Below are 22,818 nucleotides of genomic sequence, written 5' to 3'. Positions count from 1 at the left end.
GAACGGTTGGGCCCGTGTGCGCCGGGACCGCTGTCGTGCTCCTCGCCGTGCCCGTCTGAGGCCGATCCCGCCACGCCGAAGGCGGTTACATCCTGTCACCATGAGGCAAGGTCATAGCCGGTTGTAGCTGAGGCAAAGCTGTGAGTAACTGTTCCCCGGAGCCGCACGGCTCTCCGGAGAGACACCGCGTCACACCTTGATCAGCGAGGAGACCGACGATGGACGAACTGCTGGCGGAGAGGGTGAACCGGCTCCTGTCCGGCCCCAGCGGTCTGGGCACGTCGGCGGCGCGCGTCATGGACGCGCTGGCCGCCGAGCCCGAGGCGGCCGTCCCGCCCGCGCAGGACGCGGTGGTGCCGCCCGCGTCCCACCTTCCGAGTCCCACGCGCAAAGGCGGCCATTTCTCGCCGGGGTACGCGGAGCGGGAATGGGGCGACGGCTCGTTCCCCCCGCTCTACTGCCCGCTGACGGCGCGCGTCGACGACGACCTCGCCTGCGAGGTCAACGACCGCCTGGTCGCGTGGGCGGAGGAGGTCGGGATCTACGCCGACCAGCTCGACAAGTTCCGCGACACCGGGTTCGGGCGCCTCGCCGTCCTCGCCCATCCCGAGACCGACGACGTCGACCCGCTGCTGTTCGCGGCAAAGATGAACGCCGCGTGGTGGGCCTCCGACGACTACTACGCCGACGAGAGCGACCTCGGCGCCACCCCGACGAAGCTGCCGCCGCGGCTCGCGCTGGTGATGTCCGCGATGGACCCGCCGCCCTCCGCGGGGAGGTACACCGAGCAGCTCGAAGAGGCGCTGCGCGCCGATCCCGTGCTGGTCGCGTTCCGCTCGGCCGCCCAGCACCTGCGGCGGCTCGCCGGGCCGTCCCAGGTCGGGCGGATCTGCGGCATCACGTTCCAGATGTACGTGAGCTGGACCGCCTACGCCGCCTGGCGGCACCTGGGCGAGCTGCCGCCGGTGTGGCGGTACCTCGCGGCGCGGCAGCACGACAGCTTCTACACGTCGATGACGCTGATCGACATCGTCGGCGGCTACCAGCTGGACGCGAACCTCTTCTACGAGCCGCGCGTCCACCGCGCGGTGATGCAGGCCGGCACCGCGTCCGTGATCGTCAACGACCTGCACTCGGCGGAGCGGGAGGCGGCCGACGACCTGCCCGACTGCAACGTCGTCCTGCTGATCGCGGAGGAGGAGGGCTGCCCGCTGCGCGAGGCGGTCGAGACCGCCGTCGAGATGCACAACCACTTCGTCCGGGGGTTCGAGGCGAGCCAGAAGGAGCTGGCCGCGGTCCCGTCCCCCGAGCTCCAGCGGTTCCTGCTCGGTGTGCAGGGCTGGATGGCCGGGGGCTTCGAATGGCACGGATCCACCGGCCGCTACAAGTGACGACCGTCGAGAAAGGATCATCGGATATGGGCTCCACCCAGGGCGCCGCGGTTCTCAACAGCCTTTACCAGCACTCGGTCGCCGACTACTGGAACGCCGAGAAGAACCCGGTCAACCTCCGCCTGGGCGAAGTGGACGGGATCTACCACCACCACTACGGCATCGGCGCCGTGGACTGGACCGTCCTCGACGGCCCGTCCGAGACCCGCGAGGAGCGGACGATCGCCGAGCTGCACCGGCTGGAGACCGCGCAGGCCGACCTGCTGATGAGCCATCTCGGCGCCGTCCAGCCGTCCGACCGGCTGCTGGACGCGGGGTCGGGGCGCGGCGGGTCCAGCCTGATCGCGCACCAGCGGTTCGGCTGCCGGGTGGACGGGGTGTCGATCTCCGAGTCCCAGGTCGCGTTCGCCAACGCGCAGGCCGAGCGGCGGGGCGTCAACGGCAAGGTGCGCTTCCACTTCAAGAACATGCTCGACACCGGCTTCGAGCCTGGCGCTTACCAGGCCATCTGGAACAACGAGAGCACGATGTACGTCGAGCTGGGCCTGCTGTTCGCCGCGCACGCCCGGCTGCTGCGGCGCGGCGGCCGGTACGTGTGCATCACCGGCTGCTACAACGACGCCTACGGGCTGCCGTCGCGGGCCGTCAGCGAGATCAACGCCCACTACATCTGCGACATCCACCCGCGCAGCACCTACTTCAAGGAGATGGCGGCGAACCGGCTCGTCCCGGTGAGCGTGGTCGACCTCACCTCCGCGACGATCCCGTACTGGGAGCTGCGCGCGAAGTCCACGCTGGCCACCGGCATCGAGGCGGCGTTCCTGGACGCCTACAAGGGAGGCAGCTTCCAGTACCTGCTCATCGCCGCCGACCGCGTCTGAGGCGGGCCGCGTCTGAGGCGGGCCTCGATCCGGTCGACGTCGCCGCGTTCCGCCGCGGGGAGCGGCGCACCGGCGGCGTCCCGGGCCGCGGACGCGGCGTCCAGCGAAGCCGCCGCCTCGTGATGGCGGCCCGCCAGGGACAGCGCTCCCGCCGTCCCTTCCAGAGCCAACGCGATCGCCCGCGGATTCCCGGTTGCGCGGGCGGCGGCCAGGCCCTCGGCATGCAAGCCGAGGGCCTGGTCCGCGTCTCCGCGCAGTTCGGCGACGAAGCCGAGCTCGGCGAGCAGGAACGCGATGCCGGGCGCGCCGTCGATGTCGCGGCACCAGTCCAGCCAGCGGCGCAGGATCGTCTCCGCCTCGTCCAGCCGGCCGCGGCGGCGCGCCGCCAGCGCCAGCCCGAGCTCGGCGAAGTTCTCCATCCGGCGATGCGACTCGCGGACGGCCAGGCGCCTGCCGCGCTCGTGCAGCTCGTCGGCGCGGTCGAGGTCGCCGGTTAGCAGCGCGATGCGGCCGAGGCGGGACAGGACGCCGGACGCCTCCGTCCAGAGCCCGAGCTCTTCGGCGTCGCGCAGGCCGCTCTCGTGGAGCTCGGCGGCGCGGGCGTAGTCGCCGGTCACCTCCGCGAGGACGCCCAGGGTTTCGGTGGCCTGGAGGCGTCCCCAGCGGTCGCCGGCCGTCCGGAACAGCTTCATGGCCCGGTCGCCGTCGCGTCCCGCCCTCGGCAGGTCCCCTGCTGAGAGCGCCTGAGCGGCGCGGGTGGCGAGCGTCGCCGCCTCACCCCACGCATCGCCCGCGGCGCGGAAACCCTCCAGGGCGCGGGCGGTGAGCTCCTCGATCGCGTCGAGGTCGCCGAACCCGGCGCGGACGAAGCCGAGGAACCATGCGGCCCACGGGTCCTTCTCGTCGTAGGCGGCCAGGGCGTCGCGGCAGCGCTCGTCGCGGTCGCGGCCGTCGCCTTCGAGCATCGCGAAACCGGTGTGCCAGGTGCCGGCCACGGCCGTTCGCGCGGGGTCGCCGCCGGGGATGGCGAGGGCCCGTCCGAACGCGCGGCGCGCCTCGCCGGGACGCCCCCACAGGAACCAGGCCCAGCCCATCGCGTTGACCAGCCGCAACGCAAGGTCGGGCGCTCCGTCCTCGACGGCGGCGTCGAGCGCACGCCGCAGGTTCCCGGATTCGGTCCGCAGCGCGCGCAATGCCTCCCGCTGGCCGGGACCGCGCAGGTCGGCGCGTTCGGCGAGCGCCGTGTAGTACTCGGCATGAGCCCGGCGGACCGCCTTGTACTCCCCCGCTTCGCGGAGGCGTTCGACGCCGTACGCGGCGATCGACTCCAGGAGGCGGTAGCGAGGGCCGTCGCCGACGACGACCAACGATCGGTCGACGAGGCTTGCCAGCACACCGACGTCCGCGCCGCAGACTTCTTCGGCCGCTTCTAGGGTGCAGCCGCCTGAATGCGCGGCGAGCCGTCGCAGCACTGTCCGCTCGGGTTCGCCCAGCGGCTCCCAGCTCCAGTCGATGAGGGCGCGGAGCGTCCGCTGCCTGGCCGGGGCGTCCCGCGCGCCGGACGACAGCAGCCGGAACCGGTCGTCCAATCGCGCCGCCAGCTCCTCGACGCCGAGCGCGCGGACGCGGGTGGCGGCCAGTTCGAGCGCGAGCGGAATGCCGTCCAGCCTGGCGCAGGTGTCGGCGATGGCCGCTCGATGACCGGCCTCGGACGCCGGGCCGGGCGCGATGCCCGCCCGTTCGGCGAACAGCTCGGCGGCGTCGCGGGCGTCCAGCGGCGGGACGTTCCACAGCCGCTCCCCGGAGATCCCGATCGGCTCGCGGCTCGTGGCGAGGACGCGCGGCTCGGCGGCGTCGCGCAGCAGCCCCGCGACCAGGCGGGCGACCGGTTCGACGACGTGCTCGCAGTTGTCCAGGACGAGCAGCACCCGCTTCCCGCGCAGCGCTTCGCCGAGCCTGCCCGCCGGGCCTCCCGGAATGCCCGCGTCGTCGCGCAGCCCGAGGACGCCGGCCACGAACGACGCCACCTCGTCGGCGGACGCGCCCGCCTTCAGGCCCTCGTCCAGCGCGACCAGCCACACGCCGTCGGGGTGCCGCTCGCGTGCGCGCCGCGCGACGGCGACCGCCAGCCGTGTCTTCCCGACGCCGCCCGGCCCGGTCAGCGTCACCATCCGGGCGGTGGTCAGGGCGTGCGCGAGCTCGTCCGTCGCGGCGTCCCGTCCGATCAGCGGGGTGACGTCGGCGGGCAGGTTCCCGGACGCGGGAAGCGTGCGCCGGAGGATGGAGAGGTGCAGGTCGGCCAGGTCCGGTCCGGGGTCGGCGCCCAGGTCTTCGCTGAGCCGACGACGCAGGTCCTCGTACGTTGTGAGCGCTTCGGCAGGACGGCCCGCGCCGTAGAGGGCGCGCATGTAGGACGCGCGGAACCGTTCCCGGAGAGGATGTCTGTTTACGAGGGCGCGGAGTTCGGCCGCCAGCGCTTCGTGGTCGCCTAGTTCCAGGCGCGCCTCGGCTTGCGCTTCCACGGCCGCTAGGCGCAATTCGTCCAGGCGTGTGATTTCGGGCGCGGTGAATGGCGTGTCGGCGAAATCGGCGTAGGCGGGGCCGCGCCATAGGGACAGCGCGTCCGTCAGGAGCGCGGCGCGGGTCACCGGGCCCTCGGACGCCCGTGCTTCGGTGAGGAGTTCCTCGAACCGTGCGGCGTCGCCGGGGCGGGCGTTCAGGCGGTAGCCGGGTGGGGCCTTCTCGACCAGGGCGCGGGCGCCGGGTTCGGCGTCGTCCAGGGTGCGGCGGAGCTGGGAGACGCGGGCCTGGAGGGTCGCGGACGGGTTGGCCGGCAGGTCGTCGCCCCACAGATCGTCGATCAGGCGATCAGACGGGACGGCCTGCCCCGCGTGCGCCAGCAGGTCCGCGAGGAGGGCGCGGACCTTGCGGTCGGCGACCTTGACCGGCGTGCCGTCCCCCGTCCGCACGTCCAGCGGGCCGAGCACCCCGAAGCGCATACCGCCACCGTAATGCGGCCCGAAGGGTTCCCGAAGCCGCGGGCGCCATGCTCATTCTCCTAATGGAAAGGGGAATTGCGATGACCGAACAGACATCGGTGACCGTCCTCGGCCTGGGGCTGATGGGGACGGCGCTCGCTGAGGCGCTGCTGAAGAACGGGCATTCCGTCACGGTCTGGAACCGTTCGCCCGGCAAGGCGGAGCCGCTGGCTGCCAAGGGCGCCCGGCGGGCAGCGACGGCCGCCGCGGCGGTCGCGGCGAGCCCGCTGGTGATCGTCTGCCTGTCGGTGTACGCCAACGCGGACGACGTCCTCACCGCGGATGTGCTGGCGGGGCGCACGATCGTCCAGCTCACCAACGGGACGCCGAAGCAGGCGCGGGCGCTGGCCGAGCGCGTCACGGGCAGCGGCGGACGGTACGTCGACGGCGGGATCATGGCCGTCCCGCCGATGATCGGAGGGCCCGGCGCGCTCGTCCTCTACAGCGGCGACGAGGCCGCGTTCGAGGAGAACCGGGCGCTTCTCGACGCGCTCGCCAGACCCCAGTTCCTCGGCGGTGACCCAGGTCTGGCGCCGCTGTTCGACCTCGCGCTGCTGGACGCCATGTACGGCATGCTCGCCGGGTATTTCCACGCGGTCGCGCTCGTCCGGTCGGAGAAGGTGCGGGCGGCGACGTTCACGCCGATGGTCACCGCGTGGCTGACCGCGATGATGGGATCGTTCCCCGAGTACGCGCGGGCGGTGGACGAGGGCGAGTTCGGCACGGACGTCTCCAGCGTGTCCACCAGCCAGGTCGCGTTCCCCGGGCTGCTGGACACCAGCCGTGACCAGGGCGTGGACCCGTCCTACCTGGTCGCGCTGCGCGACCTGCTCGACCGCGCCGTGGCCGAGGGGCACGGCGACGACGGACTGGCCCGCCTGGTCACGGTGCTGGCGCGTCCCGCGCCCTAGCCCGGCGTGTCAGCCGTGCGCGGAGCGGGGCGGCGGTTCCGGCGACGGTGACGGGGACGGGTGGTCCATGTCCGGCAGGCCCACGTCCTGCCGCTGCGGGACGGCGTCCGGCGAGCGCGGCGCGGGCTCGGCGGCGGAGCGGGCGGGCCCGGCGCGGCGGGCGGCGCGGCCGGACGGCTCGTCCTCGGCGAGGTCCTCGGTGAGGAGGCCGGAGGTCTCCAGGTACTGGTGGCCGCGGGGCGTCAGGTCCCACGCGTTGTGGCGCCACTCCTTCCTGCGCCACACGACGCCCGCGGACAGCAGCCTGCGGCCCACCCGGCTGATCTCCGTCTCGTCGGTGCGGAGCTCCGCGGCGAGCTCCTTGTTGGACAGGCCCTGGCGGCGGTACACGGCGAGGAGGAAGCGGGCGGCGTGGCCGTCGGGCTGCAGCGCGAGCTGGAGGCCGGACGGGAGCCGCTTGAGCGCCCAGTGGACGACGTCGATCAGCCCGAGGATGCGCCCGCGCTGCTCGCGCTGCGGGCCGTCGAGGGCGTTGACGTCGAGGTAGTGGCGGTGCAGCCACTGGAGCCCGTCCTGGCATTCCACCAGGGCGGGCTCGTCGGCGCTGAGCGAGGCGTCGGTGATCAGCATGCCGAGCGCGCTGAAGTGGCCGTCGCTGATGACCTTGGCGTGTTCCATCGAGTCGATGAGGCGCCGGACCTCTGTCCGGCGGTCGCGGTCGCGGGCGGGAGCGGGGGCGGGCACAGCGCTCATGGTCACTCTCCAAAAGGTTGACGAGCACCGCCGGGATCCCTCCAGCATGAGTGGATGCCAAGTGATTGTCAAGTGATGGGGGTACCGGCCTCTGTTGCCGACGACACTGAAACAGACGGCCACGAGAGTTAGCATCGATCCACCACCCGTAACCACGCGTGTCAACCCCCGGGGGCGCTTATGACGGATCAGTTGGCCGCAGCCGACCATCCGGCCGAACCAGCTGATCTCTTCGTCCGGCTCTACGACTCGATCGCGGACGGCGTCTTCCAGGACTGGACGGCCACGCGCTGGTACGCCGACGAACAGGTCCGGCGGCGGGCGAACGAGATCGCCGAGACCGTCCTGGACGACGGCGTCCTCGACCCCGCCGAGACGGCGGAGCTCATCGCCGCGCGCGGCGACCTCGGCCGGTTCACGATCATGCTCGGGCTCGACATCGCGCTCGCCCATGCCAGCCCGTACGGGCCCTACCACGGCGCTCCAGCGCTGGCCGCCGTGCTGGTCAACTACCTGACCGAGGGGAAGCTGAACGGGCCCCGCACGACGGGCGCGCTGCTCCCCCGCTGCGCGTTCCCCGGACGGCCCCGCGGCCTGCGCACCAAGGCGGAGTTCTTCGGCGTCCACCGCGTCCCGCCGCAGCAGTGGGACAAGATCGACCACCGCGTCCTGCCCGCCGTGAACGACCCGCACTTCAGCCGGGACGAGCCGGTCGCGGTCGGGTGCGCGCCGGTGCTGGAGACCTTCGACGACGTGGACATCGAATTCGAGGAGCGGCACGGGATGACCGTGTACCGGCTCCGGCCGATGGACTCGTCCGGGATCCGCAGCCGTGTCAAGGCGATCGTCCGGCGGCTCGACGAGTCCGGCGCGCAGCTCGCCGTCATGCCGGAGGCGTCGCTGTCGGACTCGCTGCTCGAACTCTGGAAAGAGGTCGCGTTCGATACCGCCGGACGCGACCGCGACCGGCGCCCGCTGCGGTTCCTGCTGCTCGGCAGCGGCCCGCTCGGCGACGAGGACCCGCCGCCGAACCGCTCCGTCCTGCTCGACCGCTGGACGGGGCAGGAGCTGCTCGTCCAGGACAAGCTGTCCGGCTTCACGCTGGACGCCGGGCAGATGCGGCTGTGGCGGCTGCCGGACGCGCCGCCGTCCGGCACGGCCGTGGAGTACGCCAGGCCCGGCACGCGGATCGGCGTGCTCGACTCCTCGCTCGGCCGCCTCGCCGTCCTGATTTGCGAGGACCTCGGACGCTCGATCGGCTGGGAGCGCGAGCTGGAGTCGTGCGGCGTGTCGCACCTGCTCGTCCCGATCTTCTCCAAGCCGATCCTGGAGCACCGCTGGGAGGACCAGGGCGCCGAGCGGCAGGTCGCGGGCCTCGGCACGTGGGTGACGGTGTCCAACAGCCTCGCTGTCGGCGCCGCCATCCCGGACGAGGACCTCCCCGGCACCCGCTACACCTGCCTCGTCGCCGGTCCGAGGACCCTGCACCGCACCGCGTACGTGACCGAGCGCCAGTTCGGCGTGTCCAGGACGGGCGCCGAACTGGGACGGCTGCCCACGTCCGAGCTGCCCCGCGTCTTCCCGGGCGCGGCGTACGACGTCTGGCACGAGCACTGGCAGGACCCCAAGTAGAGGTCGTCCGGCGGGCGGGTCACTCGACCGTGAACGGCTCCGGGCTGGTGGCGGCGCCGTCCGGCGTGTTCACGATCGGGTGCCCCGAGGTCGCGCCCGCGGGGACGGTCGCCCGGACGAGCGTGTCCGTCGCGTCGGTGACCGACGCCCGCACCCCGCCGAACCGGACCGCCGTCGCGGACGCCAGCCCGCTGCCGTGCAGGGTGACCGCGGCGCCGACCGGCCCGCTGACCGGCTCCAGCCCGCTGATCGCCGGCGCGGGCGCGTGGTCGCGGCCCGGCCGCGCGGGCGCCAGCAGGGTCGCGAACACCGCGCGGAACTTCTCGGCCGTCTCGCGGGAGAACTGCCCGACGAGCGCGGCGATGGCGGCGACCCCGTACGGGTTGACGTCGGACGGCCCGCCCAGCGGCGAGGTCAGCCCGCCCCGCACGACGAGGTAGACGACCAGCCCGAACAGCGCCCCGACGAACGGGAGCAGCAGGTACATCATCAGCCAGCTCCGGCGCAGCGCGCGGTTCCCGACGTACCAGTAGAACGACCGCAGGACGTGCGCGACCGCGCCGAGCGCGCCCGCGGCCATGACGATCACGAACAGGCTCGTCTCGCGGGACATCGTCGGCGACCACCCGGCCAGGTGCAGGGTCTTGGACACCGGCACGATCTCGGTGCGCCCGTCCGGCCCGGTCCGCGGCCCCGGCGGCCACGCCTGGACGAGGACGATCACCAGCACCGCCGTGAGGGCCATCAGCACGGCGAACACGACGACGATGTCACGGGTGCGGGCGTACTCGGATCCGACCGGCGACTCCGCCACGGCTCTCCCTCTGTCGTTCTCGCGCGTCCGGGTTCTGCCGGATATCGAGGCCCGGCCGGACGGCGTTTCTTTACGCCTTGATCAAGCGAGTTTCAAGAATCCGACAATCCATTGCAAATTGGTGGAGTCTTCATTAACGATTCGCGGGACGCCGAGTGCGCGACCGTACTCTCCGGCCATGCGCCGAACAGCAGCAGCACTCGCGGCCGTCCTGACCGCCGGCCTCGCCGCCGGGGCTCCGGCGGCCGCCGCGGCGGAGCCGTCCGCCTGCGACACCCCCGCCGATCATCGGATCGCCGACGTCCAGGGCGGCGGTGACGCGAGCCCGGTGAACGGCCGGACCGTCCGGGTCGAGGGCGTCGTCACCGCGGACTTCCAGCGCTCCGACCAGCTCAGGGGCTTCTTCGTCCAGGACCCGGCGCCCGACCGGGACCCGGCGACGTCCGACGGGATCTTCGTCTACTCGACCGCTGAGGTCGCGGTGGGCGACCGGGTGCTCGTGACGGGCAAGGCCGTCGAGTACAACGGGCTCACCGAGCTGTCGCCCGTCTCCGCCGTGGACGTGTGCGGCGCAGGGAGCCGGATCGCTCCGGCGCGCGTCCGGCTCCCGCTGCGGGACGGCGCGACCTTGGAACGGTACGAGGGCATGCTGCTGCGGTTCGAGCAGAGGCTCACCGCGACCGAGACCTACACGCTCGGACGGTACGGAGAGGTCACCGTCTCCGCCGACGGCCGCCTCTTCCAGCCGACGGACGGGCACGGCTCGACGCAGGAGCGCAACGACGCGTCGAGGCTGCTCGTGGACGACGCGTCGAGCGTCCAGAACCCGGAGACGATCCCGTACACGGACCCGCGCGTCCTGCGGATCGGCGACTCGACGTACGGGCTGACCGGCGTCCTCAATTACGGGTTCGGCAAGTACCGGCTGGAGCCGACCCGGACCGCGCATTTCGCCAACACCAATCCGCGCCCGGCAAGGCCGCGGCACGTCGGCGGCGATGTGCGCGTCGCGAGCTTCAACACGCTGAACTGGTTCACGACGCTGAACAAGCGCGGCGCGGACACGGCGGAGGAGCAGGAGCGGCAGCTCGCCAAGCTGACCGCCGCCTTGAAGGGCCTGGACGCCGACGTCGTCGGGCTGATGGAGGTCGAGAACAACGGCGACACCGCCGTCAAGGCCCTCGTCGACCGGCTGAACCAAGCCGTGGGTGCAGGGACGTATGCCTGGGTGCGGCACCCGTTCCCCGGGACGGACGAGATCCATGTCGCGCTCATCTACAAGCCAGCGAAAGTGACACCGGCGGGCGCGGCGCGCTCCTCGGAGGACCCGGTCTTCGACCGTCCTCCGCTGGTGCAGACGTTCCGGCCCGCGCGCGGCACGACGCCCGTCACGACGCCCTTCACGGTGATCGTGAACCACTTCAAGTCGAAGGGCTGCGACGGCGCGCAGGGGCCGGACAAGGACCAGGGCGACGGGCAGGGCTGCTACAACGCCCGGCGCGTCGCGCAGGCCAAGGCGATCGGCGCGATCGCGGGCGGCGCGCAGAACCCGCTGGTCGTCGGCGACCTCAACGCCTACGCGTCCGAGGACCCGGTGAAGGTGCTGACGGACTCCGGTCTCGTCGGGCAGACGGAACGGTTCGTCCGTCCGGGCGAGCGGTACTCCTACGTGTTCGAGGGGCAGGCGGGCGAGCTGGATCACGTGCTGGCCGGACGGGCGCTTTCGCGGCGCGTGACGGGCGCGACGATCTGGCACGTCAACAGCGACGAGCCGGTGTTCCTCGACTACAACACCGAGTTCAACCCCGCCCGGTTCTACCGCCCGGACGCGTTCCGGTCGTCCGACCACGACCCCGTCCTGCTGGGGCTGCGGCTGCGTTGAATCTGTTGGCCGGTCGTCCAAGAAAAGGGCGGCGGGACCCTCGCGCGGGACGATCACGAAGCGTATGATCTACATCACTTTCGCTAGTGATCGGTGTGCTCGCATGACAGAAGCAGTCTCCGCCGCCTCCGTCCCCGCGCCCGCCCCCGGCACCGCGTTCGGCATCGGCGCGGACGGGACCTACACCCGGTTCGGCCAGGTGGCCGCGTTCGTCCTCGGCGTCCTCACCATGTTCGCCTTCCTGCCGCTGCTCGTGGTCGCCGCGATGCTCTACACGCGGTCCGAGACCGTGTTCGCCGAAGATCCCGCGCGGGCGCGCAGGATGGTGAACTGGTCGTGGATCAGCATCGCTGTTCCCGGCTGCCTCGCCCTCATCGCCTTGGCCGTGGTCGGGCTCGGCGCGCTGCTCAGGTAGCGCGTTGACCGGGCGGCGGGAAGAGGACAGGGACGTCGGGGGTTGACGCTCGTTATGAGCGTTTCCTTCTCCGTCCTCGATCTCGCGCCCGTCGTCAGCGGCTCCACGTCCGGCCAGGCGCTGCGCAACACCCTCGACCTGGCCCGGCACGCCGAGCGGCTCGGGTTCCACCGGTACTGGCTGGCCGAGCACCACGCGATGCCCGGCATCGCGAGTTCGGCGACGGCCGTGCTGATCGGGCAGGTCGCGGCGGCGACGTCCGCGATGCGGGTCGGGTCGGGCGGGGTGATGCTGCCGAACCACGCGCCGATGGTGGTCGCCGAGCAGTTCGGGACGCTGGAGGCGCTGTATCCGGGACGCATCGACCTCGGTCTCGGCCGCGCGCCAGGCACCGACCAGGCGACCGCGCTGGCGCTGCGGCGCTCCCCCGAGGCCCTGTCGGTGGACGACTTCCCGGAGCAGGTCGCAGAGCTGCGCGGCTATTTCAGCGCGGACAGCAAGGTGACTCCGGCGGCGGGCAACGAGCCGCCGGTGTGGCTGCTCGGGTCCAGCGGATACAGCGCGCGGCTGGCGGGGCTGCTCGGGTTGCCGTTCGCGTTCGCGCACCATTTCAGCGCGCAGAACACGGTGCCCGCGCTGAACCTGTACCGGGAGTCGTTCCGTCCGGGCGCGCTGGACGAGCCGTACTCGATGATCGGCGTGTCGGTCACGGCGGCCGGCACCGACGTGCGGGCGCTGGAGCTGGCGCGGCCGCAGGCGCTGGCCTTCCTGCGGCTGCGGCGGGGCGCGCCCGGCCCGCTGCCGACGCCGGCGGAGACGGCGGCCTACCCGTACACGGCGCTGGACCGGCAGATGATCGACGCGCGGCTCGCCGACCAGGTCATCGGCGGGCCGGAGACCGTCCGGGCGCAGATGGACGCGCTGATCGAACGGTCGGGCGTGGACGAGGTCATGGTGGTGACGCAGGTCTACGACCACGCCGACCGGCTGCGCTCCTACGACATCCTCGCCGACCTCTACAAGGAGAGTTTCGCGGCTAGCGGGGTGTGACCTGGAAGTTGAACGGGATGGTGCCGGGGTCGGGCAGGGCGGTGCCGCCGTCCACGCTCAGCACGGCGCCGTTCACGTAGGACGCCTCCGGGCCGAGCAGCCACATGACCGCCGCCGCTGCCTCCTCGGACGTCCCGGCCCTGCCCTGCGGGACGAGCCGCGTGACCTCGTCGTAGGCCTCTTCCGGGCCGAGGCCGTGCGGCTCGCCGAAGTAGCCCATCTCCATGTCGGACATCTCGGTGCGGATCCAGCCGGGGCACACGACGTTGGCGCGAACGCCCTGGGGCCCGTAGTCCACCGCGATCGTCTGGGTCAGCATGGTCAGACCGGCCTTGGACGTGGCGTACGCGGCGCAGCCGAGCGGGACGCGCAGCGACGCCACCGACGACACCGCGACGATCGAGCCCTTCGTCTCGATCAGGTGCGGCAGCGCGGCCTTGGCCAGCAGGAACACCGAGGTCAGGTTGGTCTGGACGGTGATGTCCCAGTCCTCGGGCGACAGGTCGAGGACGCCGCCGTTGCGCAGGACGCCCGCGTTGGCGACGATCCCGTCGAGGCGGCCGTGCGCGGCGACGACGCCGGACACCAGGTCCGCGACGGCCTCGGGGTCGGACACGTCGCAGGCGCGGGGCTCGGCCCCGGTCGCGGCGGCGACCCGCTCCAGCGCGTCCTTGCGGCGCCCGCAGATCACGACCGCGTCGCCGCGTCCGGCCGCGTCCGCGGCGACGGCGGCGCCGATCCCGCTGCCCCCGCCGGTGACGATCAGAACCCGTTGCATTCCATCTCCTCAGCTGTGGCCCGCAGGCTCACCAAGATAGGCGGCGTGCAGGACGTCGGGGGCCTTGCGCAGCGGGCCCGCCGGGCCGCTGTGGGTGAGCCGCCCGCCGGCCAGCACGTGCGCGGTGTCGCCGATCTCCAGGGCGAGCGTCGCGAACTGCTCGACCAGCAGGACCGCGGCGCCCCCGTCCGCGAGGGCGCGGACGGCGGGCAGCAGCCGCTTCACGATCACCGGCGCGAGGCCGAGGGACATCTCGTCGACCAGCAGCACGGACGGCGACATCGACAGCGCGCGGGCCAGCACCACCATCTGCTGCTCGCCGCCGGAGAGCAGCCCGGCCTGGACGTCCATGCGCTTGGTCAGCTCGGGGAACAGCTCGAGGGCGCGGTCGCCTCCGGTGCCGCGCCGCGCGACGCGCAGGTTCTCCGCGACGGTGAGGCCGCTGAAGACCGTCCGGCCCTGCTCGACGAGCGCGATGCCGCGCTTGGCCCGCGTGACCCGGTCGAGGCCGGTGAGGTCGGCGCCGTCCCCGGTCAGCTTCCCGGCGGTGATGGGCAGGACGCCCGCGATCGCTTCGAGCAGGGTCGTCTTCCCGGCGCCGTTCGGGCCGAGCAGGACGGTGACCTCCCCGGCGGTGACGGTCAGGGTCACGTCCCGGACGATCGGGGCGCCGCCCCGGCCGACCGACACGTCCTCCAGTTTCAGCTCTTTCATGTGAGGGCCACCTCGTCTCCCAGGTAGGCGCGCGCCACCTCGGGTCTCGCGAGGACCTCGGCGGGCGGCCCGGCGGCGATGACGGCGCCCGCGTCGAGGACGACGATCGTCGCGCAGGCGTGCCGGACCATGTCCAGGTCGTGCTCGATGAGCAGCACGGACGCGCCGTACCTGGCCGGGACCTCGATGAGCCGGTCGGCGAGCGCGAGCGACTCGGCGTGGGCTAGTCCGGCGGCGGGCTCGTCCAGCACGATGAGCTTGGGCCGGGCGAGGATCGCCGCGGCCACCTCCAGCAGGCGGCGGCTGCCGACGTCCAGGTCGAGGACGTGCGCTTCCATCGACGGGCAGCCGAGGAAGTCGCGGACGTCCTCCAGCTCGTCCCGGGTGACCGTGCGGTGCGCGGCAAAGCGCAGGTAGGCGCCGACGGTGAGGCCGGTCGGGACGCGGTCCTGCTGGAAGGTGCGGCGCAGCCCGGCGGCGGCGCGGCGGTGGACGGGCAGCCCGTCCAGGCTGCGGCCGTCGAGCGCGACGGTCCCGGCGGCGTCCCTGATGAACCCGGACAGCGCGTCGGTGAGGGTCGACTTGCCCGCGCCGTTCGGCCCGATGAGGCCCATGACGGTGCCCTCGGGGACGGTGAGGTCGACGTCCTGCAGCGCGGCGACCTGCCCGAACCGGACGATGAGCCCTTCGGCCTTCAGCAGCGGCTCGGTGCCGAGCGGCGGCGTGCCTCCGTCCGCCGGATCTCGTGGCGGCGGCACCGGGGCGGGACGGCGCGCGCGCAGCCGCCGGGCCAGCCCCTCCATGATGCTGCTGCCCTGCGACAGCGCCTGGACGGCCCCGACGCCGAACAGCACGTTCGCCCAGTCCTGCGAGATCCCGGCGCGGCGGAAGAACTCCGGCACGAACATGATCAGGAAGCCGCCGAACATCGCGCCGAAGACGTACTCGCTGCCCGCCATCACCGCGACGACGAACAGCGCCAGCGACGCGATCACCCCGAAGTTCTGCGCGGTGATCATGCCGACCTGCCCGGCGAGCAGCCCGCCCGCGAGGCCCGCCGCGAACGCGCTGAGCGCGAACGCCGACAGCTTGGCGCGGGCGACGCTCGTCCCGGCGGCGGCGGTGGCGCGCTCGGAGAACCGGACGGCCCGCCACGCCGCGCCCATCCGGGTGCGTCCGACCCATTCGACGCCGAGCGCGAGCACGACGAACAGCAGGCCCGCGTAGACGAAATACTGCCGGTCGGTGGCGATGAACGCGGGCCGCAGCACCTGCTGGTAGGTGTCGACGCCGGGGAAGTTGACCGCGGAGACGACGACGGCCGCCGCCGCGGCGAACCCGAGCGTGACGACGGCGAGGTGCACGCCGCGCAGCCGCAGCGCCGGAAGCCCGATCAGGATCCCGAACGGCATCGCGACGACGCCGCCCGCGATCGTCCAGAGGATGAGCGTCCCGGGGGCCTGCCACACGTTGAGCTGGGCGACCGTCCAGGCGCCGACCGCGGCGAACGACAGCTGGCACAGCGAGTTCATGCCGGCGCGCCCGACGATGCCGAGGCCGAGCAGCGCGACCGCCGACACCAGCGCGGACGTCGCGAGGAACAGCCAGTACTGCGGGACGGCGACCGCCGCGACCACGACGACCAGCAGGGCCGCGCCCGGTTGCCTCAGAACAGTGAGATCAACGCGCGACATCCCACACCTCCCGTCGCTGGGACCAGATCAGGATGGCGAGGATCGCCAGGAACGGCACCGTGTCGCGGTACTGCTGCAGCTCGGACACGTGCGCCAGCGCGCCCTGCAGCGCGCCGAGCCCGAGCCCGCCCGCGACCGTGAGGCCGAGGCTGCGGAAGCCGCCGACGAGCGCGGCGGCCCCCGCGGGGATGATCATCAGGGCCAGCGAGGTCTGGTCGCTGGTCTGCTGCGGCGCGATGACCAGCAGCACCGCCGCCGACAGCAGCCCGGTGACCGCCCACATCAGCACGCCGAGCCGCCGGGACGGGATGGCGTGCAGCTCCGCGGTCGTCGGACGTTCCGACAGCGCGCGGAGCCGCAGCCCGAGGACCGTCCGGGTGAGGACGAGCCACGCCCCCGCCGCCACCACGACCGACCCGACCGTGCACACGGCCGCGGCCTGCGTGATCGTGATGTCGTTGACGGTGAAGAGCGAGCCGCCGAACTGGCCGGGCATGCGGCGCGGGTCCGTCCCGAACGCCAGGTAGGACACGGCGAGCAGGCTGACCAGGAACGCGATCGAGATCGCGGAACGCTGGTCGGGGCCCGCCTCACCGAACCATCTGCCCATCACCCAGCCGAGCACGGCGGCGCAGAGCGTCGCGGCGAGCAGCCCGGCGAGCGCGGCGAGGCCGTAGGGCCAGCCGTGCTCGGCCAGGGCCGCCATCGTGTAGACGCCGATCACGCCGATCGCGACCTGCGCGAAGTTGACGACCCTGACCAGCCGGAACATCAGCGTCAGGCAGAGGCCGAGCGCGGCGTACGCGCCGCCGCCGGCGAGTCCTGCGATCGCTCCCTCAACCATTGGGCAGTTTGATCCAGTCGTCGGTGAGCACGGTCCAGCCGCCCTTGCCGTCCGGCTGGACGAACTTGGCGGCGAGGTTGGAGGCGTGGGCGTCGCCGGAGCCGAACGCGAACGGCAGGCCGGTCATCTCCGAGGGCAGCGGCTTGAGGTTCTTCATCGCCTCGGTGACGGACTCGCGGGTGATGTCGCCCTTGATCGAGCGCAGCACCGTGACCATGTGCTGGGCGGACAGGTACCCGCCCTGCGCGAACGCGGTGAGCGGCAGCTTGTGCCGGGTCATGGTGTCCCGCCAGTCCTTGTTGACCGGGGACTGCTCGTCGGTGTACGGCTCGAACTCCGACAGCGCGTTGATGTCCTTGCCGGCGCCACCGAGCGCCTTCGCCACCTCCACGCTGTAGGCGGGCGCGAGGAACAGCCACTTCATGCCCTTGACCTTCTGCGCCTGCGCGGCCTTCACCCAGCCGATCACCATGGGCTCGACGCCGTTGAACAGGACCGCTTGGCAGCCCGCGTCCCGCGCCCGCAGGATGTAGGGGGTGAAGTCGGTGGTGTTCGCCGACAGGCTCAGGTCGGTGATCAGCAGTTTCTTGCCGGTGATCTTGGACCAGCGGTCGACGCCCTCCTTGTAGGCGTTCGCGGTGCTGCCGATGATGACGAAGAACGCGCAGATCTTGTTCAGCTTCAGCGTCTCGGACGCGTAGTACAGCGACACCGTCGAGCCGAAGAACGGGCCGGTGTTGACCGGCGAGATGTTCGGCGAGCTGAAGCAGCCCGGGTCCACCCCGATCCCGCGCACGTCGGTGATCTTGTTCTGCTGGTACAGCGGGCCGTTGACCTGGCAGTCGACCAGGCTGGCGCCGCCGGCGAGGGCGACGGCCTTCTTGTTCTGGATGACGTCGCGGGCGGCGAGCGCGGCGCTGGCCGGGTCGCCCTTGTCGTCGGCGGCGGTGTAGGCGATCTTGCGCCCGTTGATGCCGCCCTTGGTGTTGACGTCGTCGAACACGGCCTTGGCCGCGGCCGACGCCTCGGGGAAGGTGACCGGGCCGCTCAGCGTCGACACCGACCCGATGTTGATCGGCCCGTCGGACCCGGCGCCGGAACCGGAGCCGCAGGCGGCCACGGGCAGGGCGAGGACGGCGGCGGCGAGGATGCGTGCGATATGTGCAGTTCGCATGTCAGAGACCTTCGGTGCTGTGGACGACCCCGCCGTCGAAGACGGTCATCGCGACGGGGACGTCCGGGAGGTCGTGCGGGTCGAGCGAGGTGATGGTGCCGTCGAGGACGGTGACGTCGGCGGCCCTGCCGGGTTCGAGGGTGCCCTTCCAGTCCTCGGCGAAGTCCTGCCAGGCGGCGTTGCTGGTGTACGCGCGGACGGCGTCGGGCAGCCCGACGCACTCCTCCGGCCCGTACACGCGGCCGCTGGCCTTCGACTCGCGCAGCATCATCGCCGCGATGCCCTGCCGCCAGTTGGGGTAGGTGACGGGGGCGTCGGAGCTGGCGGTGACGGGGATCCCCGCCTCCAGCGCCGAGCGGACGGGGTACTGGTAGGCGGCCCGTTCGGGGCCGAGCATCTCTGCCAGCATGTCGACGATCGTCCATTTGATCGCCGGGTTCATGTTCGCGCCGAAGCCGTGCTCGGCGAGTTTGCGGAGGCTCTGCGGCCCCGGGAGGTCGGCGTGGATGACGTAGTGCCGCGGATCGTCGCGGGGGTGCTGGATCTGCGCGGCCTCCAGCGCGTCCACGACGGCGTCGAGGGAGCGGTCGCCGGTGACGTGCACGCCGAGCTGGTGCCCGGCGATGTGGGCGAGGCGGATCATCTCGTTCAGCTCGGTGGTGCGGTGCGCGTCGGTCGCGCCGTGGACGCAGAGGCAGCCGAACCCGCCGCCTCCGGCGTACTCGTCGCGCATCCAGGCCGTCTTGTTGGGCGGGGTGCCGTCGGCGAAGAGCTTGACGCCGATGACGCGGAGGAGGCGCGGGTCGACGTCGTCCGGGACGCGGGCGCTCGCGAGGCCCTCGGTGATCTCGGCGACCGAGCCGCCCATGCCGTGGAGCATCAGCAGGACGCTGACCCGGGCACCGAGGTCCCCGGCGCGGGCGAGGTCGCCGTAGACGTCCAGGGTGAGCTGGTCGGACGCGCCCGCGAACAGGCTCTTGCCGCCGGGGCCGAGTCCCGGCTCGGTGTAGCTGGTGATGCCCTCCCGGTGCAGGACGGCGACGTTCTCGCGGATGGCCTGCTCGATCTCCTCGCGGGTGTAGGCGGGCAGGCGTCCCTGGATCAGCTCCTGCGCGCCCTCCGCGAGGAGGCCGGTCGGGTTGCCCGCGCCGTCGGCGTGGATCACGCCGCCCTCGGGGACGGCGGTGTCGCGCGTGACGCCGGCCAGTTCGAGGGCGCGGGAGTTGACCCAGGTGAGGTGACCGGTGAAATCCTGGAGGTAGACGGGGTGGTTCGGGGCGACGGCGTCGAGGTCGGCGCGGTCGGGCATCCGGCCGCCACCGCCCTGTTCGGATCCGCCGCATTCGGACAGGTAGCCGGGGTCCCAGCCGTAGCCGCGGATCCACTCGCCCTCCGGGGTCGCGGACGCGGCCGCCTTCACCGACTCCTGGATGTCGGCGATCGACCGGACGGTGGGGAACGCGACGTCCAGCGCCAGCGGCGGGCGGGTCGTGCCGAACGCGGCGCCGTGCAGGTGCGAGTCGTTGATGCCGGGGAGCGCGGTGCGGCCGCGCAGGTCGACGAGCTGCGTGCGCGGGCCGGCCAGCGCGCGGATCTCGTCGGTGCCGCCGACCGCGGTGATCGTCCCGGCGGTGATCGCGAGCGCCCGCGCCGTGGAGAACTCCGCGTCGGCCGTGAGGACCTCGCCGTCCAGCAGTACCAGGTCCGGGGTCGCGTCCATAGCCATCCCTCGCACTCCGTCCCTCGCCCCTCGGGGGTGAAAATTTGGGCCCAAACGTATTGCGAACGTACGGGGCCCGATAACGAAGGGTCAATAACGGACGCGTAACGGAGTGACGCCGTTCACAGGTACCCGGGCATGCCGGAGCCGCCGACCCCCATCGGGGGCCGGCGGCCGTTGTTCGCGCAGGTCAGCCCGCGAACGCCTCCTCAAGGACGTCCAGGCCCTCGGCGAGCAGTTCCTCGGAGATGACGAGCGGAGGCAGGAACCGCAGGACGTTCCCGTACGTGCCCGTCGTCAACACGAGCAGCCCCCGCTCGTGGCAGCGCGCCGCGATCCGCGCGGTCAGCTCGGGATCGGGCTCCTTCGTGCCCGGCCGCACCAGCTCGATCGCGATCATCGCGCCGCGGCCGCGGACGTCCCCGATCGCGGGCCGCCCGGCGGCGAGGGCGCGCAGCCGGGGCAGCATGATCTCCCCGATCCGGCGGGCGCGCTCGGTGAGCTTGCCGTCCTCGATCTCCTCCAGCACGGCCAGCGCCGCCTCGCAGGCCAGCGGGTTGCCGCCGTAGGTGCCGCCGAGCCCGCCGCCGTGCACCTTGTCCATGATGTCGGCGCGGCCGGTGACCCCGGCGAGCGGCAGCCCGCCCGCGATGCCCTTCGCCGTCGTGACGATGTCCGGGACGATGCCCTCGTGCTCGCAGGCGAACATGTCGCCCGTCCGGGCGAAGCCGGTCTGGACCTCGTCGGCGATGAACAGGATGCCGTTCGCGCGGCAGAACTCGGCGAGCGCGGGCAGGAAGCCCGGCGCGGGCTCGATGAACCCGCCCTCGCCCTGGATCGGCTCGATCAGCACGGCGGCGACGTTCGTCGCGCCGATCTGCTTGCTGATCTGGTCGATCGCCTGCGCCGCCGCCTCGGGCCCGCAGTTCTCCGGGCCGGTCGGCCAGCGGAACGGGTACGCCAGCGGCATCCGGTAGACCTCGGGCGCGTACGGGCCGAACCCGTGCTTGTACGGCATGTTCTTCGCGGTCAGCGTCATCGTCAGCAGTGTCCGGCCGTGGTAGCCGTGGTCGAACACGACGACCGCGTCCCGCCCGGTGGCGTACCGGGCGATCTTGACGGCGTTCTCCACCGCCTCCGCGCCGCTGTTCACCAGGAACGAGCGCTTCTCGTGGTCGCCGGGCGTGATCCGGTTGAGGTTCTCGCACACCGCGACGTACGACTCGTACGGCGCGACCATGAAGCAGGTGTGGGTGAACCGGTCCGCCTGCGCCTTCACCCGCGCCGCGACCCGCGGGTTGGCGTTGCCCACGCCGGTGACCGCGATGCCGGAGCCGAAGTCGATCAGCGAGTTGCCGTCCGCGTCGACGACCACGCCGCCGTCCGCGTCCGTCACGTACACCGGCAGCACGCTGCCGACGCCCGGCGGGACGGCCGCCGTCCGGCGCTTCTGCAGCTCCCGGGAGCGCGGGCCGGGGATCTCGGTCACGACGCGTCGCTCCTGCGGGAGGCGCGTGCCGGGTGCGTTCGGGGCAAGGTCCTGGCTGGTCATGGCCTGAACATAGGCCGGTCGCCGCCTACGATGAACCGTACGGGACGGCGAAATCCGCCCCTTGGGATAGACACTTTGCACAGGGATTGCGATGCCGCCCACTCTGGCCTCCGTGGCCGCCCTCCCGCAGCTCGGCCTCCGGTCGCTCACCGGACCGCTGCCGGACGCCCTGGTCATGTGGGTCGCCGTCAGCGAACTGGAGGACCCGACGCCGTTCCTGGAGGGCGGCGAGCTCGTCCTCACCACGGGCATGCGGCTGAGCGGGGCGAACGCCGCCGGTTACGTGTCCCGCCTGGTCGGACGGGGCGTCGCCGGGCTCGGGTTCGCGGTCGGCGTCATCCACGACGACGTCCCGCCCGAGCTGATCACGGCGGCGCGGGACCAGGGGCTCGTCCTGCTGGAGGTGCCGCGCCCGACCCCGTTCATCGCCATCGGCAAGGCCGTCTCGCGGATGCTCGCCGCCGAGATGTACGAGGACGTGACCCGCGCGTTCCAGGCGCAGCGCGAGCTGACCCGCGCCGCGCTCACCGGTCCCGGCGCGCTCGTCGCGCGGCTGGCGCGGCTGCTCGGCGGGTGGGCGCTGCTGCTGGACGCGTCGGGGGCCGTCCAGCACGCCGAGCCCGCCGCCGCCCGCGGCCGCGCCGAGGCCATCGCGCCTGAGCTGGCGCGGCTGCGGCGGGGCCGTCCGGCGGACGGGGGCGGGGCGGCGAGCGTGGCGCTTGCCGTGCCGGACGATCACATCGTCGTCCAGCGGATCGGGCTGGGCGGGCGCCCGCGCGGCTTCCTCGCCGTCGGGACACGCGCGCCGCTCCCCCACGTCGCGCACACGATCGTCGGCGCGGCCGTCGCGCTGCTGACCCTCCAGTCGGAGACGCCGCGGACCGGCCGCGACCTACGGGCCTCGCTCGCGGCGCTACTGCTCGGACGTCCCGGCGACGCGCCCGCGCTGCCGCGCGGGCGGGTGCGGGTGCTGGCCTGCGCGGGCGGGCCCGCCGTGCTCGACGTCCTGGAGTCCGACCCCGCCGGGGCGCGGTGCCTGACGCTGCCGCTCGACGGGCACGCCGCCGTGATCGTCCCGGACGAGGTGATCGGCGCCGTCGAGCCGCTGCTCGCGGCCCTCGGCCCGGTGGGGGTGTCCGATCCCGCCGCGAACGATCTCGGAACCGCGCTCCGGCAGGCCGAGGAGGCGCTGGCGGCGGCCGTCCGGTCGCACCAGGACGCCGTCCACTACTCCGCGCTTCCCGGGCAGGGCGTCCTGCGGCTCCTGGAGCCCGGCCTCGCGCACGCCTTCGCCGACACGCTCCTCGCGCCGCTCCGGGAAGAGGATCTGGTCGAGACCGTCCGGGCGTATGTGGCGGCCAACGGGCAGGGCGAGGCGGCGGCGCGGGCGCTCGGCGTCCACCGGCACACGCTCCGGTCGCGGATGCGCAAGGCCGCCGAGGTCCTCGGACGTGACCCGGACGACCCCGCCGTCCGCGCCGAACTGTGGATCGCGCTCTCCATCACGTCCAATCCGGACGACCGGATTGGACACCGCGGAGACTCGCATACGCGCCCGCCGGGGATAGCGTGAAG

The 22,818-nt window shown here is 72.7% G+C and carries 18 protein-coding genes; 8 read left to right on the top strand and 10 right to left on the bottom strand.

Annotated features, from left to right (window positions below; genetic code table 11):
- Positions 1 to 218 precede the first annotated feature (218 nt).
- Together ACH35V_RS38445 and ACH35V_RS38440 are read left to right on the top strand one after the other, a co-directional pair.
- Complete coding sequence (locus tag ACH35V_RS38445; RefSeq protein WP_395979810.1) at positions 219 to 1,391, top strand: family 2 encapsulin nanocompartment cargo protein terpene cyclase; 1,173 nt, start codon at positions 219 to 221, stop codon at positions 1,389 to 1,391.
- A 26-nt stretch (positions 1,392 to 1,417) separates the two neighbouring features.
- Positions 1,418 to 2,272, top strand: coding sequence for a geranyl diphosphate 2-C-methyltransferase (locus tag ACH35V_RS38440; RefSeq protein WP_395979809.1), 855 nt, complete (start codon positions 1,418 to 1,420; stop codon positions 2,270 to 2,272).
- On the opposite strand, the gene ACH35V_RS38435 is transcribed toward ACH35V_RS38440, so the two are convergent.
- Complete coding sequence (locus tag ACH35V_RS38435; protein ID WP_395979808.1) at positions 2,221 to 5,271, bottom strand: BTAD domain-containing putative transcriptional regulator; 3,051 nt, start codon at positions 5,269 to 5,271, stop codon at positions 2,221 to 2,223. The genes ACH35V_RS38440 and ACH35V_RS38435 overlap by 52 nt on opposite strands.
- An 80-nt stretch (positions 5,272 to 5,351) precedes the next feature.
- On the opposite strand from ACH35V_RS38435, the gene ACH35V_RS38430 reads away from it, so the two are divergent.
- Complete coding sequence (locus ACH35V_RS38430) at positions 5,352 to 6,221, top strand: NAD(P)-dependent oxidoreductase (RefSeq protein ID WP_395979807.1); 870 nt, start codon at positions 5,352 to 5,354, stop codon at positions 6,219 to 6,221.
- Positions 6,222 to 6,230: 9 nt separating this feature from the next.
- Here the strand turns inward: ACH35V_RS38430 and ACH35V_RS38425 are convergent, their stop codons facing one another.
- Positions 6,231 to 6,974 carry a hypothetical protein gene (locus tag ACH35V_RS38425; protein WP_395979806.1) on the bottom strand — a complete coding sequence of 248 codons (744 nt, stop codon included), beginning with the start codon at positions 6,972 to 6,974 and terminating at the stop codon, positions 6,231 to 6,233.
- Between the two features lie 180 nt (positions 6,975 to 7,154).
- Between ACH35V_RS38425 and ACH35V_RS38420 the strand changes: the two genes are divergently transcribed.
- Positions 7,155 to 8,606, top strand: coding sequence for a hypothetical protein (locus tag ACH35V_RS38420; RefSeq protein WP_395979805.1), 1,452 nt, complete (start codon positions 7,155 to 7,157; stop codon positions 8,604 to 8,606).
- A gap of 19 nt (positions 8,607 to 8,625) precedes the next feature.
- Here ACH35V_RS38420 and ACH35V_RS38415 read toward each other — a convergent pair whose 3' ends face one another.
- Positions 8,626 to 9,420, bottom strand: a complete 795-nt coding sequence (locus tag ACH35V_RS38415; RefSeq protein WP_395979804.1) for an IPT/TIG domain-containing protein — start codon at positions 9,418 to 9,420, stop codon at positions 8,626 to 8,628.
- Between the two features lie 178 nt (positions 9,421 to 9,598).
- Here ACH35V_RS38415 and ACH35V_RS38410 point away from each other — a divergent pair, with 178 nt between their 5' ends.
- From ACH35V_RS38410 to ACH35V_RS38400, 3 genes are all read left to right on the top strand, one after another.
- A complete protein-coding gene (locus ACH35V_RS38410; protein WP_395979803.1) occupies positions 9,599 to 11,302 on the top strand; it encodes an ExeM/NucH family extracellular endonuclease in 1,704 nt (567 codons plus the stop codon).
- 103 nt (positions 11,303 to 11,405) lie between these two features.
- Complete coding sequence (locus ACH35V_RS38405; RefSeq protein ID WP_395979802.1) at positions 11,406 to 11,717, top strand: hypothetical protein; 312 nt, start codon at positions 11,406 to 11,408, stop codon at positions 11,715 to 11,717.
- 54 nt (positions 11,718 to 11,771) lie between these two features.
- Positions 11,772 to 12,767 (top strand): LLM class flavin-dependent oxidoreductase, encoded by a 996-nt coding sequence (locus ACH35V_RS38400; RefSeq protein ID WP_395979801.1) that lies wholly within the window; start codon positions 11,772 to 11,774, stop codon positions 12,765 to 12,767.
- Here the strand turns inward: ACH35V_RS38400 and ACH35V_RS38395 are convergent.
- From ACH35V_RS38395 to gabT, 7 genes are all read right to left on the bottom strand, one after another.
- Positions 12,754 to 13,545, bottom strand: a complete 792-nt coding sequence (locus tag ACH35V_RS38395; RefSeq protein WP_395979800.1) for an SDR family NAD(P)-dependent oxidoreductase — start codon at positions 13,543 to 13,545, stop codon at positions 12,754 to 12,756. The genes ACH35V_RS38400 and ACH35V_RS38395 overlap by 14 nt on opposite strands.
- 9 nt (positions 13,546 to 13,554) lie before the next feature.
- A complete protein-coding gene (locus ACH35V_RS38390; RefSeq protein WP_395979799.1) occupies positions 13,555 to 14,259 on the bottom strand; it encodes an ABC transporter ATP-binding protein in 705 nt (234 codons plus the stop codon).
- Complete coding sequence (locus ACH35V_RS38385; protein WP_395979798.1) at positions 14,256 to 15,953, bottom strand: ATP-binding cassette domain-containing protein; 1,698 nt, start codon at positions 15,951 to 15,953, stop codon at positions 14,256 to 14,258. Before ACH35V_RS38385 ends, ACH35V_RS38390 begins: the two co-directional genes overlap by 4 nt.
- The gene (locus tag ACH35V_RS38380; protein ID WP_395979797.1) at positions 15,940 to 16,797 is read right to left on the bottom strand and encodes a branched-chain amino acid ABC transporter permease; all 858 of its coding nucleotides are present in this window, start codon (positions 16,795 to 16,797) and stop codon (positions 15,940 to 15,942) included. Before ACH35V_RS38380 ends, ACH35V_RS38385 begins: the two co-directional genes overlap by 14 nt.
- Positions 16,790 to 17,971, bottom strand: a complete 1,182-nt coding sequence (locus ACH35V_RS38375) for an ABC transporter substrate-binding protein (protein ID WP_395979796.1) — start codon at positions 17,969 to 17,971, stop codon at positions 16,790 to 16,792. The genes ACH35V_RS38380 and ACH35V_RS38375 overlap by 8 nt, the downstream gene beginning before the upstream one ends.
- A gap of 1 nt (position 17,972) precedes the next feature.
- A complete protein-coding gene (locus ACH35V_RS38370) occupies positions 17,973 to 19,697 on the bottom strand; it encodes an amidohydrolase (RefSeq protein WP_395979795.1) in 1,725 nt (574 codons plus the stop codon).
- A gap of 184 nt (positions 19,698 to 19,881) precedes the next feature.
- The gene (gabT, locus tag ACH35V_RS38365; protein WP_395979794.1) at positions 19,882 to 21,243 is read right to left on the bottom strand and encodes a 4-aminobutyrate--2-oxoglutarate transaminase; all 1,362 of its coding nucleotides are present in this window, start codon (positions 21,241 to 21,243) and stop codon (positions 19,882 to 19,884) included.
- A 91-nt stretch (positions 21,244 to 21,334) separates the two neighbouring features.
- Between gabT and ACH35V_RS38360 the strand changes: the two genes are divergently transcribed.
- Entirely contained in the window at positions 21,335 to 22,816 is a 1,482-nt protein-coding gene (locus ACH35V_RS38360; protein ID WP_395979793.1) for a PucR family transcriptional regulator, read from the top strand.
- Positions 22,817 to 22,818: the final 2 nt, after the last annotated feature.

The sequence above is a fragment of the Actinomadura sp. 1N219 genome (genome assembly GCF_044326405.1).
Taxonomy (GTDB): domain Bacteria; phylum Actinomycetota; class Actinomycetes; order Streptosporangiales; family Streptosporangiaceae; genus Spirillospora.
The sequence above is the reverse complement of the archived record's forward strand: the minus strand, read 5'-3'. Positions and strand labels throughout refer to the sequence as shown.

What these genes read in the sequence shown, in the direction of transcription:
- ACH35V_RS38420 (WP_395979805.1), top strand. Translation starts at nt 7,155, where the DNA reads ATGACGGATCAGTTGGCCGCAGCCGACCATCCGGCCGAACCAGCTGAT.
- ACH35V_RS38435 (WP_395979808.1), bottom strand. Translation starts at nt 5,271, where the DNA reads ATGCGCTTCGGGGTGCTCGGCCCGCTGGACGTGCGGACGGGGGACGGC.
- gabT (WP_395979794.1), bottom strand. Translation starts at nt 21,243, where the DNA reads ATGACCAGCCAGGACCTTGCCCCGAACGCACCCGGCACGCGCCTCCCG.
- ACH35V_RS38370 (WP_395979795.1), bottom strand. Translation starts at nt 19,697, where the DNA reads ATGGCTATGGACGCGACCCCGGACCTGGTACTGCTGGACGGCGAGGTC.
- ACH35V_RS38385 (WP_395979798.1), bottom strand. Translation starts at nt 15,953, where the DNA reads ATGTCGCGCGTTGATCTCACTGTTCTGAGGCAACCGGGCGCGGCCCTG.
- ACH35V_RS38425 (WP_395979806.1), bottom strand. Translation starts at nt 6,974, where the DNA reads ATGAGCGCTGTGCCCGCCCCCGCTCCCGCCCGCGACCGCGACCGCCGG.
- ACH35V_RS38430 (WP_395979807.1), top strand. Translation starts at nt 5,352, where the DNA reads ATGACCGAACAGACATCGGTGACCGTCCTCGGCCTGGGGCTGATGGGG.
- ACH35V_RS38445 (WP_395979810.1), top strand. Translation starts at nt 219, where the DNA reads ATGGACGAACTGCTGGCGGAGAGGGTGAACCGGCTCCTGTCCGGCCCC.
- ACH35V_RS38440 (WP_395979809.1), top strand. Translation starts at nt 1,418, where the DNA reads ATGGGCTCCACCCAGGGCGCCGCGGTTCTCAACAGCCTTTACCAGCAC.
- ACH35V_RS38390 (WP_395979799.1), bottom strand. Translation starts at nt 14,259, where the DNA reads ATGAAAGAGCTGAAACTGGAGGACGTGTCGGTCGGCCGGGGCGGCGCC.
- ACH35V_RS38360 (WP_395979793.1), top strand. Translation starts at nt 21,335, where the DNA reads ATGCCGCCCACTCTGGCCTCCGTGGCCGCCCTCCCGCAGCTCGGCCTC.
- ACH35V_RS38395 (WP_395979800.1), bottom strand. Translation starts at nt 13,545, where the DNA reads ATGCAACGGGTTCTGATCGTCACCGGCGGGGGCAGCGGGATCGGCGCC.
- ACH35V_RS38400 (WP_395979801.1), top strand. Translation starts at nt 11,772, where the DNA reads ATGAGCGTTTCCTTCTCCGTCCTCGATCTCGCGCCCGTCGTCAGCGGC.
- ACH35V_RS38410 (WP_395979803.1), top strand. Translation starts at nt 9,599, where the DNA reads ATGCGCCGAACAGCAGCAGCACTCGCGGCCGTCCTGACCGCCGGCCTC.
- ACH35V_RS38375 (WP_395979796.1), bottom strand. Translation starts at nt 17,971, where the DNA reads ATGCGAACTGCACATATCGCACGCATCCTCGCCGCCGCCGTCCTCGCC.
- ACH35V_RS38405 (WP_395979802.1), top strand. Translation starts at nt 11,406, where the DNA reads ATGACAGAAGCAGTCTCCGCCGCCTCCGTCCCCGCGCCCGCCCCCGGC.
- ACH35V_RS38380 (WP_395979797.1), bottom strand. Translation starts at nt 16,797, where the DNA reads ATGGTTGAGGGAGCGATCGCAGGACTCGCCGGCGGCGGCGCGTACGCC.